General features: G+C 29.3%; 15 protein-coding genes and 1 tRNA gene. 6 read left to right on the top strand and 10 right to left on the bottom strand.

The window, feature by feature from the left end:
- Positions 1-88: 88 nt before the first annotated feature.
- From der to L8U00_RS05150, 5 genes are read left to right on the top strand one after another with little or no spacing between them, the layout of a single operon-like run.
- Positions 89-1,474 carry a ribosome biogenesis GTPase Der gene (der, locus tag L8U00_RS05170; RefSeq protein ID WP_263708764.1) on the top strand — a complete coding sequence of 462 codons (1,386 nt, stop codon included), beginning with the start codon at positions 89-91 and terminating at the stop codon, positions 1,472-1,474.
- Entirely contained in the window at positions 1,458-1,955 is a 498-nt protein-coding gene (locus L8U00_RS05165) for a shikimate kinase (RefSeq protein WP_263708763.1), read from the top strand. Before der ends, L8U00_RS05165 begins: the two co-directional genes overlap by 17 nt.
- Positions 1,952-2,911 carry a tryptophan--tRNA ligase gene (trpS, locus tag L8U00_RS05160; RefSeq protein ID WP_263708762.1) on the top strand — a complete coding sequence of 320 codons (960 nt, stop codon included), beginning with the start codon at positions 1,952-1,954 and terminating at the stop codon, positions 2,909-2,911. The genes L8U00_RS05165 and trpS overlap by 4 nt, the downstream gene beginning before the upstream one ends.
- An 11-nt stretch (positions 2,912-2,922) precedes the next feature.
- The gene (gene serS, locus L8U00_RS05155) at positions 2,923-4,158 is read left to right on the top strand and encodes a serine--tRNA ligase (protein WP_263708761.1); all 1,236 of its coding nucleotides are present in this window, start codon (positions 2,923-2,925) and stop codon (positions 4,156-4,158) included.
- Between the two features lie 8 nt (positions 4,159-4,166).
- Positions 4,167-6,569: a tetratricopeptide repeat protein gene (locus L8U00_RS05150; RefSeq protein WP_263678842.1), complete on the top strand. Its 2,403-nt coding sequence runs from the start codon at positions 4,167-4,169 to the stop codon at positions 6,567-6,569.
- An 85-nt stretch (positions 6,570-6,654) separates the two neighbouring features.
- On the opposite strand, the gene L8U00_RS05145 is transcribed toward L8U00_RS05150, so the two are convergent.
- From L8U00_RS05145 to secA, 7 genes are all read right to left on the bottom strand, one after another.
- Positions 6,655-6,729 (bottom strand) — tRNA-Asn (locus tag L8U00_RS05145).
- Between the two features lie 58 nt (positions 6,730-6,787).
- Positions 6,788-7,705, bottom strand: a complete 918-nt coding sequence (locus L8U00_RS05140) for a radical SAM protein (protein ID WP_263708760.1) — start codon at positions 7,703-7,705, stop codon at positions 6,788-6,790.
- Positions 7,702-8,724, bottom strand: coding sequence for a uroporphyrinogen decarboxylase (gene hemE, locus L8U00_RS05135; RefSeq protein ID WP_263708758.1), 1,023 nt, complete (start codon positions 8,722-8,724; stop codon positions 7,702-7,704). Before hemE ends, L8U00_RS05140 begins: the two co-directional genes overlap by 4 nt.
- Before the next feature lie 12 nt (positions 8,725-8,736).
- A complete protein-coding gene (locus tag L8U00_RS05130) occupies positions 8,737-9,243 on the bottom strand; it encodes a YqhA family protein (RefSeq protein ID WP_012661246.1) in 507 nt (168 codons plus the stop codon).
- Between the two features lie 11 nt (positions 9,244-9,254).
- The gene (locus L8U00_RS05125; protein ID WP_263708757.1) at positions 9,255-10,271 is read right to left on the bottom strand and encodes an aspartate-semialdehyde dehydrogenase; all 1,017 of its coding nucleotides are present in this window, start codon (positions 10,269-10,271) and stop codon (positions 9,255-9,257) included.
- Between the two features lie 12 nt (positions 10,272-10,283).
- A complete protein-coding gene (locus tag L8U00_RS05120; protein WP_263707013.1) occupies positions 10,284-11,573 on the bottom strand; it encodes a sigma-54-dependent transcriptional regulator in 1,290 nt (429 codons plus the stop codon).
- Between the two features lie 8 nt (positions 11,574-11,581).
- On the bottom strand, positions 11,582-14,173 hold the full coding sequence (secA, locus tag L8U00_RS05115) for a preprotein translocase subunit SecA (RefSeq protein ID WP_263708756.1): 2,592 nt from the start codon (positions 14,171-14,173) through the stop codon (positions 11,582-11,584).
- A gap of 117 nt (positions 14,174-14,290) precedes the next feature.
- Between secA and lolA the strand changes: the two genes are divergently transcribed.
- Positions 14,291-14,797 carry a LolA-like outer membrane lipoprotein chaperone gene (gene lolA, locus L8U00_RS05110; protein WP_263708755.1) on the top strand — a complete coding sequence of 169 codons (507 nt, stop codon included), beginning with the start codon at positions 14,291-14,293 and terminating at the stop codon, positions 14,795-14,797.
- On the opposite strand, the gene L8U00_RS05105 is transcribed toward lolA, so the two are convergent.
- The 3 genes from L8U00_RS05105 to L8U00_RS05095 are packed head-to-tail and all read right to left on the bottom strand — an operon-like array spanning position 14,798 to position 17,566.
- Positions 14,798-15,442, bottom strand: a complete 645-nt coding sequence (locus L8U00_RS05105) for a flagellar basal body-associated FliL family protein (RefSeq protein ID WP_263664022.1) — start codon at positions 15,440-15,442, stop codon at positions 14,798-14,800.
- Between the two features lie 2 nt (positions 15,443-15,444).
- A complete protein-coding gene (locus tag L8U00_RS05100; protein ID WP_263708754.1) occupies positions 15,445-16,800 on the bottom strand; it encodes an ATP-dependent DNA helicase in 1,356 nt (451 codons plus the stop codon).
- Between the two features lies 1 nt (position 16,801).
- Entirely contained in the window at positions 16,802-17,566 is a 765-nt protein-coding gene (locus L8U00_RS05095; RefSeq protein ID WP_263708753.1) for a class I SAM-dependent methyltransferase, read from the bottom strand.
- Positions 17,567-17,629 lie beyond the last annotated feature (63 nt).

Below are 17,629 nucleotides of genomic sequence, written 5' to 3'. Positions count from 1 at the left end.
ATAAAAATTCCCGTTATTTTAGTCTTTTTTGCTTAATTTTAAGGCAATTTTTATATAATCACAAATAAAAATTTAAAAATGAGTATTAATGCAAAGTATTATTTTAATAGGAAAACCAAATGTTGGCAAATCAAGTCTTTTTAATAGACTTGCAAGAAAACGCATAGCTATCACCAGTGACATAAGTGGGACTACAAGGGATACCAACAAAATAGAAGTGGAAATTGATGGTAAAAGAGCCTTATTGGTAGATAGTGGTGGACTTGATGAGAGCAATGAACTTTTTAAAAATGTCAAAGCAAATTCATTAAAAGCTGCTAAAAATAGTGATATTATCTTTTATATGGTGGATGGAAAATTTCTGCCCGATGATGAAGATAAAGCTTTTTTTTATGAAATGAAAAAACTCAACAAACCTATAGCCTTAGTAATTAACAAGGTGGATAATAAAAAAGATGAAGAAAGATCTTGGGAATTTTCTAATTTTGGCGTGAAAGAAGTTTTTAATATCTCTGTTACACATAATATAGGCATTGATGAGCTTTGCATGTGGGCTGGCAAGTTTTTAAATGAAAGTTTTTTAAATGCAGATGAAGACGAAGACTTTGAAAGCTATTTAGAAAATTTTGATGAAAATAGCGGAGATTTTAAGCTAAAAACTATCAATGAAAACCATATTAAAGTAGGAATTATCGGCAGGGTAAATGTAGGAAAATCAAGTCTTTTAAATGCTTTAGTTAAAGAAGAGCGTAGCGTGGTAAGCGATATAGCAGGCACTACGATTGATCCTGTTAATGAAAGCATTATGCATAAAGATAAAATCATTGAGTTTGTAGATACTGCAGGGATTAGAAAACGTGGTAAAATACAAGGCTTAGAGCGTTATGCGCTAAATAGAACCGAATATGCCCTAGCTAATGCTCAAATTGCACTTTTAGTGCTTGATGCGGCTGAGGGTTTTAACGAGCTTGATGAGCGTATTGCAGGACTTGCTGCCAAGCATTGTCTAGGTGTGATTATTGTGCTTAATAAATGGGATAAAAGCGAGCTTGATTTTGATAAAACTTTAAAAGAATTAAAACTAGATCGTTTTAAATTTCTAGCTTATGCACCCGTTGTAAGCGTATCAGCTTTAAGCGGAAAAAGAGTGCATGTACTTTTAGATAAAATTTTAGAAGTTTTTGCCAATTTTACACAAAAAATTCCAACTGCAAAATTAAATGCCTTGGTAGAAGAAGCCACAAGAGCCCACCCGCTACCACATGATTATGGTAAATTAGTGAAAATTTATTATGCGGTTCAATATGACTTAGCACCTCCAAAAATAGCTCTAATCATGAATAGACCAAAAGCTTTGCATTTTAGCTATAAGCGCTATTTGCAAAATCAAATTAGAAAACAATTTAATTTTGAAGGTGTTCCTTTGATTTTAGCTTCAAGAAAAAAAGGTAGCAAAGATGAGCAAGAAGGATAATCTCCTTTTTGTAGGCTTTATGGGTTGTGGTAAAACAACCATAGCAAGAGCTTATGCTAAAAAATATAATAAAATATTTTTAGATACGGATAGCTTAATCAAAGAAAAATTTAATCTTAAAATTGATGAAATTTTTAAAACATATGGTGAAAAAAAATTCCGTAAAGAAGAGAAAAAACTTGTTTCTTTTTTAACTTGTGTGCAAGATTGCTCTATTGCAAGTGGTGGTGGTTTCATAGAACAAAAAAAACTAAAAGACATTGGGACAATTATATATTTAAAAGCAAGCTTTGATTATCTTTTACAAAGATTAAGCAAGGAAGAATTAGCCACTAGGCCTTTACTTACAAATATAAATAATGCCAAAATTCTTTTTAATCAAAGGGCAAAAAAATATGAAAAAAAAGCAGATATTATAATTAACATTGAAAACAAAAGTATTAAAGAACTTATCAAAGAGATTAAAAAAGAGGTAAAATGAGAGTTATTACAGGATTGCAACCAAGTGGAGATTTACATATAGGCAATTATTTTGGCTCAATCAAACAAATGCTAAATATGCAAGAAGAAAATCAAATGTATATGTTTATAGCAAATTACCATGCTATGACTTCAAGTTTTGATGGTGAAAAACTCAGACAAAATTCACTCAGAGCTGCAGCAGCTTTTTTGAGTTTAGGGATTGATCCGCAAAAAAGCGTGTTTTGGTTGCAAAGTGATATAAAAGAAGTAATGGAACTTTATTGGATTCTTTCTCAATTTACCCCAATGGGACTTTTAGAAAGAGCGCATAGCTATAAAGATAAAATCGCCAAAGGTTTAAATGCCAACCATGGACTTTTTTCTTACCCTGTTTTAATGGCTGCAGATATTTTGCTTTTTAATGCTCAAATAGTTCCTGTAGGCAAAGATCAAATTCAACACGTTGAAATAGCAAGAGACATAGCCTTAAAAGTAAATAATGAATGGGGTGAAATTTTCACTCTACCTCAAGCTAAGGTTAATGATGAAGTTGCGGTAGTACCTGGCACCGATGGAGCCAAAATGAGTAAATCTTATCAAAATACAATCGATATTTTTAATACACCAAAAGCTATTAAAAAACAAATTTCTTCCATTGTTACAGATAGTACAGCTTTAGAAGATCCAAAAGATTGGCAAAATTGCAATATATTTAAAATCGCAAAATTATTTTTAGACAAAACAGAGCAAGAAGCTTTAAAAAGCCGTTATGAAAAAGGTGGCGAAGGTTATGGACATTTCAAAATGTATTTAAATGAAATCATTAGCGAGTATTTTGCCTCAGCCAAGGACGAATATGAAAAATTATTAGCCAATCCTTCAAAAATTGAGGAAATTTTAGAATTTGGAGCAAGTAAAGCAAAAAAACAAGCCCAAGAAACAATGGAAAAAATTTATGCTAAAATAGGACTATAAAAGGAGTTAGAATGTTAGATTTAAAACTTTTACAAAATAATTTCGATGAAATTGCACAAAAATTAAAAGCTAAAAAAATGGATGAAAATTTACTCAAAGAACTGAGTGATTTATTTATAAATTTAAAAAAAGAAAAAGCACTTTTAGAAGAATTTCAAGCTTTTCAAAACAAATTTAGCAAAGAACTTGCAACAGCACAAGATAAAGAAAGCTTAAAAGCACAACTAAGTCAAAATAAAGAAAAAATTAATACTCAATCAAAAATCGTTAATGAATTAGAAGAAAAACTGGAGCAAATTGCTCTAGCAGTACCAAATACCCCTGATGATTGTGTGCCTTTTGGGGAAGATGAGGATGAGAATGTAGAATTAAAAAAAGTTCTTACCCCACCTAGTTTTGATTTTGAAATTAAAGAACATCATGATTTAGGAGAAAAATTAAATTGGCTTGATTTTACAAGAGGAGTTAAAATCTCGCAAAGTCGCTTTTGTGTACTTAAAAATGAAGGAGCTTTACTAAGTAGAGCCTTAGTAAATTATATGATAGATTTTAATAGAAGTAGAGGTTTTGAGTTAGTTAATGTGCCATTTTTAGTAAATAGTGCGACCATGTATGGTACTGGACAACTTCCTAAATTTAAAGATGATATGTATAAGGTAGAAAATGATGATTTATACCTCATTTCAACTTCTGAAATTCCTGTAACCAATCTTTATTCTAATGAAATTTTAACTCAAGAAGAATTACCTTTAAAAATGACTTGCTATAGCGCTTGTTTTAGACAAGAAGCAGGAAGCGCAGGTAGAGACACAAGAGGCATTATAAGACAACATCAATTTGAAAAAGTAGAACTTGTTAGTATATGCAAGCCTGATCAAAGCGAGCTAATGTTTGAAGAAATGCTAAATTGCGCTAGTGATTTGCTAAGCTCTTTAGGTCTAGCACACAGACATTTGATGCTTTGTACTGGAGATTTAGGTTTTTCAGCTGCAAAAACAGTGGATTTAGAAGTTTGGCTTCCATCTCAAAATAAATACCGTGAAATTAGCTCTGTATCTAATTGTAAAGATTTTCAAGCAAGACGTGCAAAAATTCGCTTTAAAAACGATAAAGGCAAAAACGAATTAGTGCATACACTTAATGGCTCTTCGCTAGCTGTTGGAAGAACCTTGGTAGCTATTATGGAAAACTATCAAGAAAAAGATGGAAATATAAGAATTCCTGATGTGTTAAGAAAATACTTTTAAGAGAAAACATGGCCGAAGAAGTAACACTTAAAGAACAAGACAACCAAGAAAAAGCTTTCTCTGAGTTAGATGAAAATCCAGGAGTAGAAGAACAAGCTATCCCTCCTGGCATGATACCTCCTGAATTAGAGGAGGAAGAAAGTACCTTTCAAAGAGTGGAAGAAGAACCTCAAGCACCACAACCTGAAGAGAAAAAAAAGCTTTTTGATAAAAAATTTATTATTTTAATTTCTGCACTTGGAGCTCTTGCTCTAATATTGCTTGTAGTTTTAATTTTACTCATAGTTTTCAAAGAAGATAAACAAGCTATTTTAAATACTCAAGTCTTAGATGATAATACTAGCTCAAGCATCACCAAAGTAAAACAATCAGCATTAGATCTTGTAGTACAAAAAGCAAATTTATTATATGAAAAAGGTGATGTAGAAAGTGCTTTAGAACTTTACAATAACATTAACATTTTTAATCAATCCCTATCTAGTTATAATCTTGGCGTAGCCCAAATGAAACAAAAAGATTATGCTAGCGCAATTGAAAATTTCAAGCAATCTTTAGAATTAGAAGAGCACAAAGTGGCTGCTGCCATAAACACTGCTGTGTGCTATTTTAATCTTGGTAATAAAGAAAAATTTAATTATTATCTTGACTTAGCAAGAGTGCATTTACCACAAGATTCCAAATCATCTTTGTATGATTATTATCTAGGTTTAATTAATTATTATCAAGGATTTTACCCTGAAGCCTTACAAATGTTTATGCGCTCAAACAACATCAATGGTTATCAAGGTGAATCTTATTATCTTGGAGCAAAAGTTTATGCTTTATTAAAATCAGAAAAAAACGCCATTGATTTTTTGCAAAAACAAGAAGATTATGAAGCAAGTTTGCCTTTAGGCTTATTATATGCAAAATCAGGAGACTATCAAAAAGCTAAAGAATATCTTGAAAAAGCCTCAAAGATAGGAGAACATGAAGCTAGAAGTAAGGTTGCTTTAGCCTTAGTTGAATTAAAAACTGGTCAATTTGAAAGTGGTGCGCAAATTTTAAAAGCTCTTTACATCAAAGATAAAGATATAGGTTCAAAATACTATAATATCAAAACAAGATTAAAAAGAAATTTTTCAAATATTGATATTGCCCAACAAAATTTTGCCAAGAGATTGATTACTGGAAAACAACAAATATATGATTTACTGTTTTACTTTTCACCATATCGTGTTTTTGATGTTAAACAAAGCATGGAGCTTATTACAAAGGCTGATTTGGGAAATTTTATACAAGGATATGAGTACGAAAATGAATTACTTGTTAAAAGTAAGGCTTTGTCAGGGGTTAATATAGAATTATCTCATGCTATTAACTTAGCTTTTAATTTTCATCTAAGAGAAGCTAATCAAGAATTTAAAAACTTAAGTGAAATTTATCATGCTCATGATGTAATTCATTATAATCTTGCCCTAACTTACGCACAATTACAAGATTATAACAATGCTTACAAGCACTTTTCAACCGCATATCATTTAAATCCTAAAAATTATATTGCAGGAATTTTTGGCATATATTGTATGGATCTAGCAAAGAAAGATTATACAAAACTTGCTAATGAACTTTTAGAAAATCTCCAAGCAGATAATACCATTGATCAAAACAACAATATATATAAATATTTACTATATTTAGCTAAAAATGACTTTACTGCTACTATTCCTTACCTAGATAATCTTTCAAATACTAATAACACACCTTTGGAGTTAATATTTGCTATTATAGCTGCAAATGGCAATAATCTTGAAACCCTAAGAAACCAAAAAATAAAAGAATTAAAAGATTTATTAAGTGAGGATATTATTAGCAATATTTTATATTTTAACTCCAAAAATATGAATTTAAATATCAAAGAATACGCCAAACAAGCTCAAATGTATTTTTTAAATACCAAACTTGATTATAATTCTTTATTTGGAGGAGCTGGGATAGTTAAAGATAGCTATGTAACGCTTATGCAAATAACAGGCTTACTTAATCATGTTAGAAATGATATTAAAAAAAGACTAGCCATGAGTAATAAAAATTCCATTGGATTAATCTTTGCTCTAGCTTATGTAGATATATTTGCAAAAGAATACCAAGAAGCATATACACTTTATAATATTTTAATAGATGATTACAAAATTAAAGATGCTCAAACTTTATTTTTAGCTGCAGTTGCAGCAATAGGTTCAAATAATCCAAACTCAGCCATTGCTTTACTTGAACTTGCAAGATTAGAAAACGAAGAAACCTTAGAAGCAAGACTTGCTTTAGGACTTTTATACCATGAAGTGCAAAACCTAGAACCTGCTATGTTTCAGTATGAAAAAGTAGGCAATAACTTCGAAAGCAAATTCTTTACTTTTGATATCAAAAACTAGTATTTTCGTTACGAAAATACTAGTTATATAAAATTATATAATTTACTTAACACTTATAAAACCAGGATTATAATTTAAAAAGAAGTGGCTCCGGATGTAGGATTCGAACCTACGACCAATCGGTTAACAGCCGACTACTCTACCGCTGAGCTAATCCGGAACATCAATAAATAAGAAATGGTATTATATAAAAAAAAAATACTCTTGTCAAGAGTTTTTCATAAAAAATTATATTTTTTATAAAATTTCACTCCAGCTAGATTTTTTACAATAATTTTTTGCTCCTTAAGTAGCTTTTCTAATATATCTTTGCTATATTGACTAAATTTATTTTCAACATCAAATTCACTTTGAGCTCTAAGTTGCAACATTTTTAAAAGCTCTTGAGCATTAAAATCAATTTTTTCACCTTTATAATAATGCTTAGCAAGCACAACAGGGGCGCTATTAATATACATACTTAATTCTTCTAATTTTTCCATAGATACACCTTTAACAGGATAAGCTGGAGGTCTATCAATAGTGCTAAAATCTACTCTTAATGGCTTTATTTTATCAAATACCTCATTTAAAGCTAACATTTCTTCTTTATTGTCATTTAAACCTTGTACAACTAAAACTTCCATAACAAGCTCACCTAGAAATTTTTCCCTAAAAGTAATCATTTTATCAATCATTGCTTCAAGTTTAATTTGTTTTAGAGCTTTATCTATTCTATAAAATGTTTTTTCTTTAGCACTATCAAGACTAAATTTAACTACATCAATATCCAATAAAGCATTGAATGTATTTGGATTTAACACACCGCTACCATTACTTAAAATCAAAAGTTTTTTATCTTGTTTTATTTTATTTAATTCACAAACTAATTCTTTTAAATAAGGATACAGACTAGGTTCACCATTTGCAGTTAATGTAAGAAAATCAAATTTCACATCGCTAGCTAAAGATTGCTTTACCTGTTCTAAGATATCTTGAATTTTTGGATATACTAAAGATTTTTCCACGGGTTTTGCAGCTTGCAACTCACAATATACACAATCGAAATTGCACTGCTTTTGATTTGGACTTAAATCAATCCCTAAAGAAAGCCCAAATCTTCTTGAGCTTATGGGACCAAAGGTAATTTTATTCACTTTTTAGATTTCTCTTGAACTAGCTTGATAAAATATTTAGCATTTTCAACAGGAATATCAGGTAAAATACCATGTCCAAGGTTAAAAATATGCGCACCATCTTGCATGATATTTAAAATTTTATCCACTCCTACCTCAATCGCCTTTTTATCATACAATCTACAAGGCTCCATATTACCCTGTAAAGTATACTTAGCGCCTAATTTTTCTTTTGCCAATTCTAAAGGCGTACTCCAATCTACACCAAAAACATCAAAATTTCCATTTATACCATCCAAAAATCCACTAACACCTTTAGGAAATAAAATCACGGGAATATGTGGATATTTTTCTTTGATAAAATCAGCAATTTCAAGCATGTATTTAAAAGAAAATTCAAAAAACATCTCTTTTTCTAAAGCACTTGCCCAACTATCAAATATCTGTATAGCATTAGCTCCTGCTTTAATTTGTTCTTGAATATAATGCTTTAAAGCTAAAGTAAGTTTAGATAAAATTTGATGTAAAAATTCAGGATTTTGATAAACTAATTTTTTACATTTTGTATAATTTTTACTACCACCACCCTCTATCATATAAGTAGCAATAGTCCAAGGACTTCCACAAAAACCAATCAAAGCTTTATCATGCGCAAGTTTTTCTCTAGTAAGCGCTAGTGCATCATAAACATAAGAAAGATTTTTAATACTTTTTTCAACATCTAATCTTTCCAAATCTTCCTTAGTTTTAATGGGATTTGAAAATACCGGCCCTTCGCCTTTTTCAAATTTTAAATCCATACCCATTTCTAAAGGCACCACTAAAATATCTGAAAAAATAATAGCTGCATCAACGCCCAAAATATCCACAGGTTGCAAAGTAACTTCACTTGCTTTTTTATAGTCCTTGCAAAGTGATAAAAAATCCCCAGCACTTGCTCTAACTTCCATGTACTCAGGCAGATATCTTCCTGCTTGACGCATCATCCAAACCGGAGTATAAGGAGTTGATTTTTTAAAACACGCATCAATAAAAATCATTTTTATTCCTTATTAATGATCACTTTTATGCAAGAAATAAAGCCCCACACAAAGAGCCAAAATAGAACCTGCTAAATAAGTCATATCCAAAACTGTATTAAGTTGCATTTGTAAAATTCTTTGAAAAAAATTTACAACTAAAACCATTATGATCACTTTTGCAAGCTTATCTTTTAGCTGATCCAAACTATGCACTTCTAAAACTTTTGACTGCTTTGTTTGTTTAAAATCCTCTATTTCGCTAATAAAAAGCTCATAAATTCCAAAAGAAAAAATAAATAAAACCAAAGCCATCAAATATAAATCCACAGCTCCTATAATCAAACCGACAATATCTTCATGCAAATCTACCGTAGAATTTGGCAACATAAAGTATTCAAATACATATTTTAAAACTTTAATCACATCATAACTTGCGATAAAAAATAAAACAAAAGCCCCTATTAAACCAAAAATCACAGGTAAAATAGTAACCAAACGACTTTTAACTAATAAATTCTCAAAAAATCTTTCTAGCATTTTTCTCCTTTTTAAACCAATTCTAGCCATTTTTGCGCAATACGCACTGCATTTGTAGCAGCTCCTACACGAATTTGATCAGCCACGCACCATAAATGTAAAATGTTTTTGTGATTAATATCACGTCTAATTCTTCCTACATAAGTTTCGTTAGTGTCACTTGTAAAAAGTGGCATAGGATATTTTTTATTTTCTACATCATCAATCACAATAACACTTGGTGCCTTAGAAAGTATCTCTCTAACTTTAGCAACATCAACATCTTTTTCAAAATGCATAGTAATAGCTTCACTATGGCTTCTAAGCACAGGAACTCTTACGCAAGTTGCTGAAATTTCAAGTTTTTTATGCAATATTTTTTGCGTTTCATTCACCATTTTTAATTCTTCTTTGGTATAGCCATTGTCGCTAAAAACATCAATTTGAGGAATCAAATTTAAAGCCAAAGTATATGGAAAAGTTTTTGCTTCAAATTCATCTAATTTAAAAGCAAAAAAACTTTGCATTCCTTGAACTAGTTCTTCCATACCTTCTTTACCTGCGCCACTTGCTGCTTGATAAGTACTTACATCTACTCTTTTTAGATTAAATGCATCATCAAGTGGTTTTAAAACATGCACCATTTGTATGGTAGAGCAATTTGGATTAGCAATAATCCCTGTTTTTTCCCAATCTTTAATATCTTCACTATTGCACTCAGGAACCACCAAAGGAACATTCTCATCCATTCTAAAATGGCTCGTATTATCAATCACCACAGCACCACATTCTACTGCGTATTTTGCATACTCAGCACTTATATTTCCTCCAGCACTAAAAAAAGCAATATCTACAGGATTTTCTTTAAAAACACTTGGAGTTAATTCTTTTACTTTATAGCTTTTACCTCTAAATTCTACTTCACTACCTGCACTTTTTGCACTTGCTAATGGCAAAATACTTTCAACTGGAAAATCAAGCTCATCTAAGACATTTAAAAGTTCTTCACCAACTGCTCCTGTTGCACCTACAATAGCTATTTTTTTCATTGTCCGTCCTTTTTAAGTAATATTGTATTTTTTCATTTTTTCGCTAAAAATTTTCTCACTCATCCCTATAAGCTTAGCTGCTTCTGCAATATCTTGTGAATTTTTTAAAGCTTCTAAAATCAATTCTTTTTCAAGATTTTTAATATCTTTACTTTTTCTGCTTTCTAAAAATAAATCTTGAGCGCTAATCTTATCATTTTCACTTAAAATGCAAGCTCTTTGTATAATAGAAATCAATTCTCTAATATTACCTGGAAAATCATAAGCTAATAAAGCATCTTGTGCTTCTTGGCTTAAAGTTTTCTCATTAAAATCATATTCTTTACACGTATCAAGTAATACCTTTTGCGCAATTTGCAAAATTTCTTCTTGACGCTCTCTTAGCGGTGGTATATTAATAGGAATAGTATTAAGTCTATAATATAAATCTTGTCTAAATTCATTATCTGCAATCTTTTTTTCTATATGAGCATTAGTTGCACTGATAATTCTTACATCAATCTTTATACTTTTAGTACTCCCTAATCTTGTAATTTCTTTTTCTTGTAAAGCTCTTAATAATTTTGCTTGAATTTCATAAGGCATTTCACCTATTTCATCTAAAAACAAAGTGCCTTCATTAGCGAGCTCAAACAACCCTATTTTAGTAGTATTAGCATCAGTAAACGCACCTTTTTCAAAACCAAAAAGCTCACTTTCTATCAAATTTGATGGAATTGCTGCCATATTAATAGCCACAAAAGGTTTTTGTGCTCTTTTTGAATTTTTATGCACAAAATTTGCAAAAACTTCTTTACCTACCCCACTTTCTCCAAAAAAAAGCACACTTGCATCTGTCTTAGCAGCTTTTAAAGCCAAATTTAGACAATTTTCCAAAGCCTTAGAAGTACCATAAAAATCTTGATTTTCTTCTTTTTTAGTAGTCTTTTTATTTGTTTTTTTAGAAGTCTTTTCTTGAATTATTTTTGCGCGTTTTATTGCAGTTACCAAAGTATTAATATCAAATGGTTTTACTAGAAAATCTTTTACTCCAAGTCTTACTGCTTCTATAGCGCGATTTAGCGTTGCATTGCCTGTGATAATGATAAAATCATATTTATTCTCACAAGCTTGTACAAATTCAATACCATCCATACCCGGCATATTAATATCTGTAATAATTAAATCAACATCATCATTAAGTTTTTTTAGTGCTTCAGTTGCTGATTTATAGGATTTTATAGTAAATTCTTCATACTCACCCAAAGCTATTTCGAGTGATTTTCTCATATTTATATCATCTTCAACTATAACTAAATTCATCTCAAACCTTAAGCTAAAATACCTTTTTTAGGACCACTTTTACCATGACATTCTTTATATTTTTTGCCACTACCGCAAGGGCAAGGTGAATTTCTAGGTACTTTAGTAATTTGCGCTTCACCGTTTTCATTAACACCACTTTCTGTAGTATTTGATAAAAACTGCTCATTTTGCTCATGGCTTTTTTCTTCAAAAATTTGTGCTTCTTTTTGAGTAAAAACTACATTAAATAACAATTTTAAACTGTCAAATTTAATACGCTCAACAAGCTCCATGAAAAGATTATAACTTTCTTTTTTATATTCCACTAAAGGATCTTTTTGGTTATAACTTCTTAAACCTATACCAGTTTTTAAAATATCCATTTGGTATAAATGCTCTCTCCATAGATTATCTAAAATTTGAAGATATAAAATTCTTTCAATTCTTCTAGCTTCCTTATCTTCAATAATACTCATTTTGTCTTTATAAGCTTTTTCTAAAATTTCACTTAATTTATTTTCTACTTCAATCACACCTAAATCTTTAAAATCAGCTTCGCTAAGCTCAAGGTTGCACTCATAACTTACTTTTTGCTTTAAGCTTTCAAAATGCTTAACATCATCTTCAAGCTCTGCATTTAGATAAATTTGACTTACCAAATGATTGCTATATTCAACAATATTTTTTAAAATTTTATCTTGCAAATCAAATTCTTCATCTAGTAATTCATTTCTATAATTATAGATAGTCTTTCTTTGCTCATTAGCCACATCATCATATTCAAGCAAATGTTTTCTACTTTCAAAATGTAAACTTTCAACTTTTTTTTGAGCATTTTCTACAGCTCTTGTAACAATGCGACTTTCTATATGCTCACCCTCTTCTATACCCAATCTTTCCATGATATTTTTAATGCGATCACCGCCAAAAATTCTCAAAAGATTATCCTCTAAACTTAAATAAAATCTACTTACACCAGGATCACCTTGACGCCCTGCACGACCACGAAGTTGATTATCTATTCTTCTACTTTCATGGCGTTCAGTTCCTATGATATAAAGCCCTCCTAAAGCTCTTATTTCATCATCTATTTTTATATCAACCCCACGACCTGCCATATTAGTAGCTATAGTCACTGCACCTTTTTTACCCGCATCTTGGATAATCAAAGCTTCTTGCTCGTGATTTTTAGCATTAAGCACATGATGAGGAATGCGTTCTTTTACAAGCATATTATGAAATACTTCACTTCTTTCAATACTTGCAGTTCCCACTAAAACTGGCTGACCCTTTGCATTTGCTTTTTTTATCTCTTCAATAACTGCTTTAAATTTTTCTTCTTGAGTTTTATAAATCAAATCATCTTTATCTATTCTTGCAACCGGTATATTTGTAGGTATAGAAACTACATCTAAATTATATATTTGAGAAAATTCTGTTGCCTCAGTTTGTGCAGTACCTGTCATGCCTGCTAACTTTTTATACATTCTAAAATAATTTTGGAAAGTAATATCTGCTAAAGTTTGACTTTCTTCCTGAATTTTTACCCCTTCTTTAGCCTCTAATGCTTGGTGTAAACCATCACTAAAGCGTCTTCCTTCACTTAGCCTTCCTGTAAATTCATCAACAATTACAACTTCTTTATCTCTTAATACATAATGTACATCTTTTTCGAATAAATTATGTGCTTTTAAAGCCTGATCAAGCTGATGAGCTAATATTGCATTATCTAAACTATATAAATTTTCTACTCCAAATAATTTTTCTGCCTTAGAAATTCCAGCCTCTGTAATCATAATAGTTCTATTTTTCTCATCAACAACAAAATCTCCACTTGGTAATTCTTGAGGAGTAGCAGCTGCTTGGCCTTTTTGCATTTGTTTTGCTACTTCATTTGCTTTAATATAACCATCTAAAGTTCTATTTGTAGGCCCACTTATAATAAGCGGAGTTCTTGCTTCATCTATTAAAATACTATCTACTTCATCAACTATAACAAAATTATGCTCTCTTTGTACTTTTTCAAGCTTTGAAAATTTCATATTATCACGCAAATAATCAAAGCCAAATTCATTATTTGTACCATAAGTTATATCACACTCATAAGCTTTTTTATGCGCCTCATCGCTATTTTGCTCTGAAAGTATCACACCTACACTAAAACCTAAAAAATTATAAATGGCACTCATTTGCTCTGCATCTCTTTTGGCTAAATAATCATTTACGGTAACTACGTGCACACCCTTACCGCTCATAGCATTTAATACAACAGGTAAAGTTGCAACCAAGGTTTTACCCTCCCCGGTTTTCATTTCAGCGATTTTTCCCTCATGTAAAACCATACCACCGATTAATTGCACATCAAAATGACGCATATTAAGCGTTCTTTTTCCTACTTCCCTAACTATTGCAAAAACATCATTTAGTATTTGGTCTAAAGTTTTTTCTTCTTTTTGAATTTGTGTTTTAAAATCTATAAAATTTTGTTTTAATTCATCATCACTTAAATTTTGGTATTTTGACTCTAAAGCATTAATTTGCGCAACTCTCTTTAAATATTTTTTTACTTCTCGATCGTTTTTTGTGCCAAATATTGCTTTAAATACACTAGAAAACATTTTTTTACCTTTAATTACAAAAATATATGCTAGATTATACCTTGATTTTAATTAGAACTATATAAAATTTTATTTGCATAAATTTTATATAATTTGTAAAATTTTTAAAGGATAATTATGAAATATTTTGTATTTTTAATGATATTTGCTTGTAATATTTTTGCTTTTGATATAAATTTTAAAAATTTTAGCAGTGATTTTGAACAAAAAGTGCAAAGTAATAATTCTTCGCTAAATTACAAAGGAAATTTTATCATCACTCAAAATAAAGCCTTTTGGAATTATACTAAGCCGAATAAAAAGCAAATTTATATCAACAACAAAGAAGTTGTTATCATAGAACCTGAATTAGAACAAGCCATTTATACTCAATTACAAAATTTACCAAATCTTCAAGCAATTTTTAAAAATGCAAAATCAATATCTCACGAAAGCTATGAAGCAAAATACGAAAATATCATATATAATATCAAACTAGAAAACGGTAACCTTGACAGTATTTCTTATAAAGATGAATTAGGAAATTTAGTCAGTCTTTATTTTTACAACCAAAAATTTGATCAAAATATCAACGATAATATTTTTATACCAAAAATTCCAAGCCATTTTGATATAATCCATTAATCAAAATGGTATCTCTTTAAACAAATCTTGTTCTTTGCTTGGTGCTAACATTTGCATTTGAGCATTTTCCATAGTTTTTAAAATCATATCCATAGCTTCTTTGCTTGTATTAGTATCTTGATTAAAACTTATATTACTATCTTTAATACTGTTTGTTTGAGTAGCATTTATGTCTTTTGGCTGGGTATTATTTTGATCTGAAGTTTTAGCAACTTTAAGAATATTTTGAATTTCTTCTTGCTTAGCAGTTTCTTTTAAATCTTCTTCCTTTTTTTCTAAATCTTTTACAAAACGCTTAAGCTCTTCTATATCAAATTGAGCCACTGAGTTAATTTTTAAAATATAAATGTTTTTTATTTGGGTTTTGTATTTTTTATTGCTAAATTTAAGCAAAGTTTCTTTGAAGTTATTTTTACCCACTTCTGTAAACAAATCTTCATAAAAATAACTAGATACAATAGTATTTAATGCGTCTGTAATTTTCTTTTGTTCTAAATTTTCTCCCTCAAAATCTAAAGTCATTTCAATCTTTTTTAAAGTATTATTTCCAGCTTTTGAATACAAATCCGTTCTAAAATCTTCTATACTCAAAGAATTGGCGTAAATACTACAAAAAGAAAAAAATAAAATTACTGCCCATCTCATAATCACTCCCTATCTTCTTCTAAATTTATAAACTTTTCTTGCAGATAAAATCGCTTTACCTCTTTATCAAATTTTAAAATTTTTAAAAAATAATCCTCAAAAGGCATTTTATAATTATATATTATTTTTAAATTACTTGGATTAATGGCTCTTGATAAACATACATATAATTGTCCTTTTTCAAAAATTCCATCAATATTACATATTAATTTATCTATACTCATACCTTGAGATTTATGGATTGTTATAGCATAAGCTAATTTTATAGGAAATTGAACAAATTTAGCTTTTGTCTTAACTTCTAGTTTTTCATCTTTGTCTAACTCATACTCTTCTAAGGTATATTCATATGGTTTTAATTTCAATCTTTCACCATTATTTTTTTCTATCAGAATATATTCTTGCTCTTTATCTTTTATAAAATCTAAAACAACACCTTGCTCCCCATTGTAATAATTTTCTTCTTTATTATTCACACAAAAAATAATCTTAGCACCTATTTTTAATTTTAACTCACTCAAAGAATTAAGTCCATTAATCCACTGCTCGTAAGTTTTATCATCTAAGGTACAATCTAGTTTTTCAGCTTTTGCTTTAAATATACTTTCTTTACCTTGCAAAAGATTTAATTTTTCAGTATTAATATGATTAGTCTTTTTATTGGTAGCGCATAATAAAGTATACTCATCCATATACTCAAGTAAATTTTTTGAACTAATTAACATTTTTTTAAAGAAATTCAATATTTCTTTATTTGTTTCACCCATTCTAAGAAAAAACAAATATTCATAAAATTGTTTATCTAAAGTTCTTTTTGTAACACTAAGTTTTAAATTAATAAATTTAAGATCATTCCAAGCTTGCGAAGAAAAAGCATATAAAGTATTTTGAAATAAAGTACTTTGAATTTGATTTTCTTTATGCTTAACCACGGGTGGAAGTTGAAAAAAATCTCCAACTAATAAAATTTTACCATTAAAACCACTTCTTGATAATCTATAATAAATCATTTCCATCAACGAAGCACTTACCATAGAGATTTCATCAATAACCAATAAATCGCATTGTTTTAAAATTCTCTTTAATTTTTCTAGTTTATCTTTTTGCTTTCTATCTTCATAATATAACTCATCATAATTTTGACATCTTTTAAAAGCAAAAAAACTATGTAAAGTAACCCCACCTATATTAAAAGCACTAAGAGCAGTAGAACCCAATACAATAACAATTTTTCCTTGAACTCTATAAGATTTTATAAGCTCCATAGTTAAAAAAGACTTACCAACACCTGCACCACCACTTAAAAATACATTATTATTTTTAAAAAAAAATCTTAATTTATCTACAACTGAGTTCAAGCTACTCTTTCATGCAAGATATTATCAACATCATTGGCCTATGCCATTCTTTTTTAAATTCATTTTTGAATTCAGAAAAAAGATTGATAATTTTATTAGAAGGCTTTGGCTCAATAATATTGGTTATTTTAAAATTATTTTGCAATAAGGGAGAAATATAACTTGTTAAGGTACGGTGATATTTAACCACACCCTCACCTAAAAAATTATATTTATTTTTATTTTCATAAAAATAATTTTTAATAGGAAAATATTGAATATCCCCATTATTATCATATATAAAATCTTGGGAAATATTTGCGGTAAAAACAGGATGCTCAACACTAAAAACCAAACTACCATTTTTATTAAGAAGATTTGAAATATTAAAAATTAATTTTTCATAATCCTTTATATAATGAAAAACTAAAGAACTAATAACTATATCAAATTTCATATTTTGTAAGTCAGTGATTTTATCTATTTCTTCACAAGAACCTCTATAAAAGGATATTTTATTTTTATATTTACTTGTTTTAGTCTTAGCTTTATCTAACATTTTTAAAGATAAATCAATAGCAAAAACTTTTTTAGCCCCATTTTCTAAAGCATAAATACTATGCCATCCATATCCACAACCTAAGTCTAATATAACTTTATCTTTTAAACTTGGTAAACATGTTTTAAAATCTTCCCATTCACCAGCACCATCCAATCCTACTTTAGATCTTAGCATTAAGGCATATTTATCAAAAAAAATATTATCATCATACTTATTATCTAACATTATACATCCTTATAATAACTTTATTATATCAAAACTTTTCATTTAATCTCATCAAAATACCCC

This window comes from Campylobacter sp. IFREMER_LSEM_CL2256, from assembly GCF_025771645.1.
GTDB lineage: Bacteria > Campylobacterota > Campylobacteria > Campylobacterales > Campylobacteraceae > Campylobacter_D.
The sequence above is the reverse complement of the archived record's forward strand: the minus strand, read 5'-3'. Positions and strand labels throughout refer to the sequence as shown.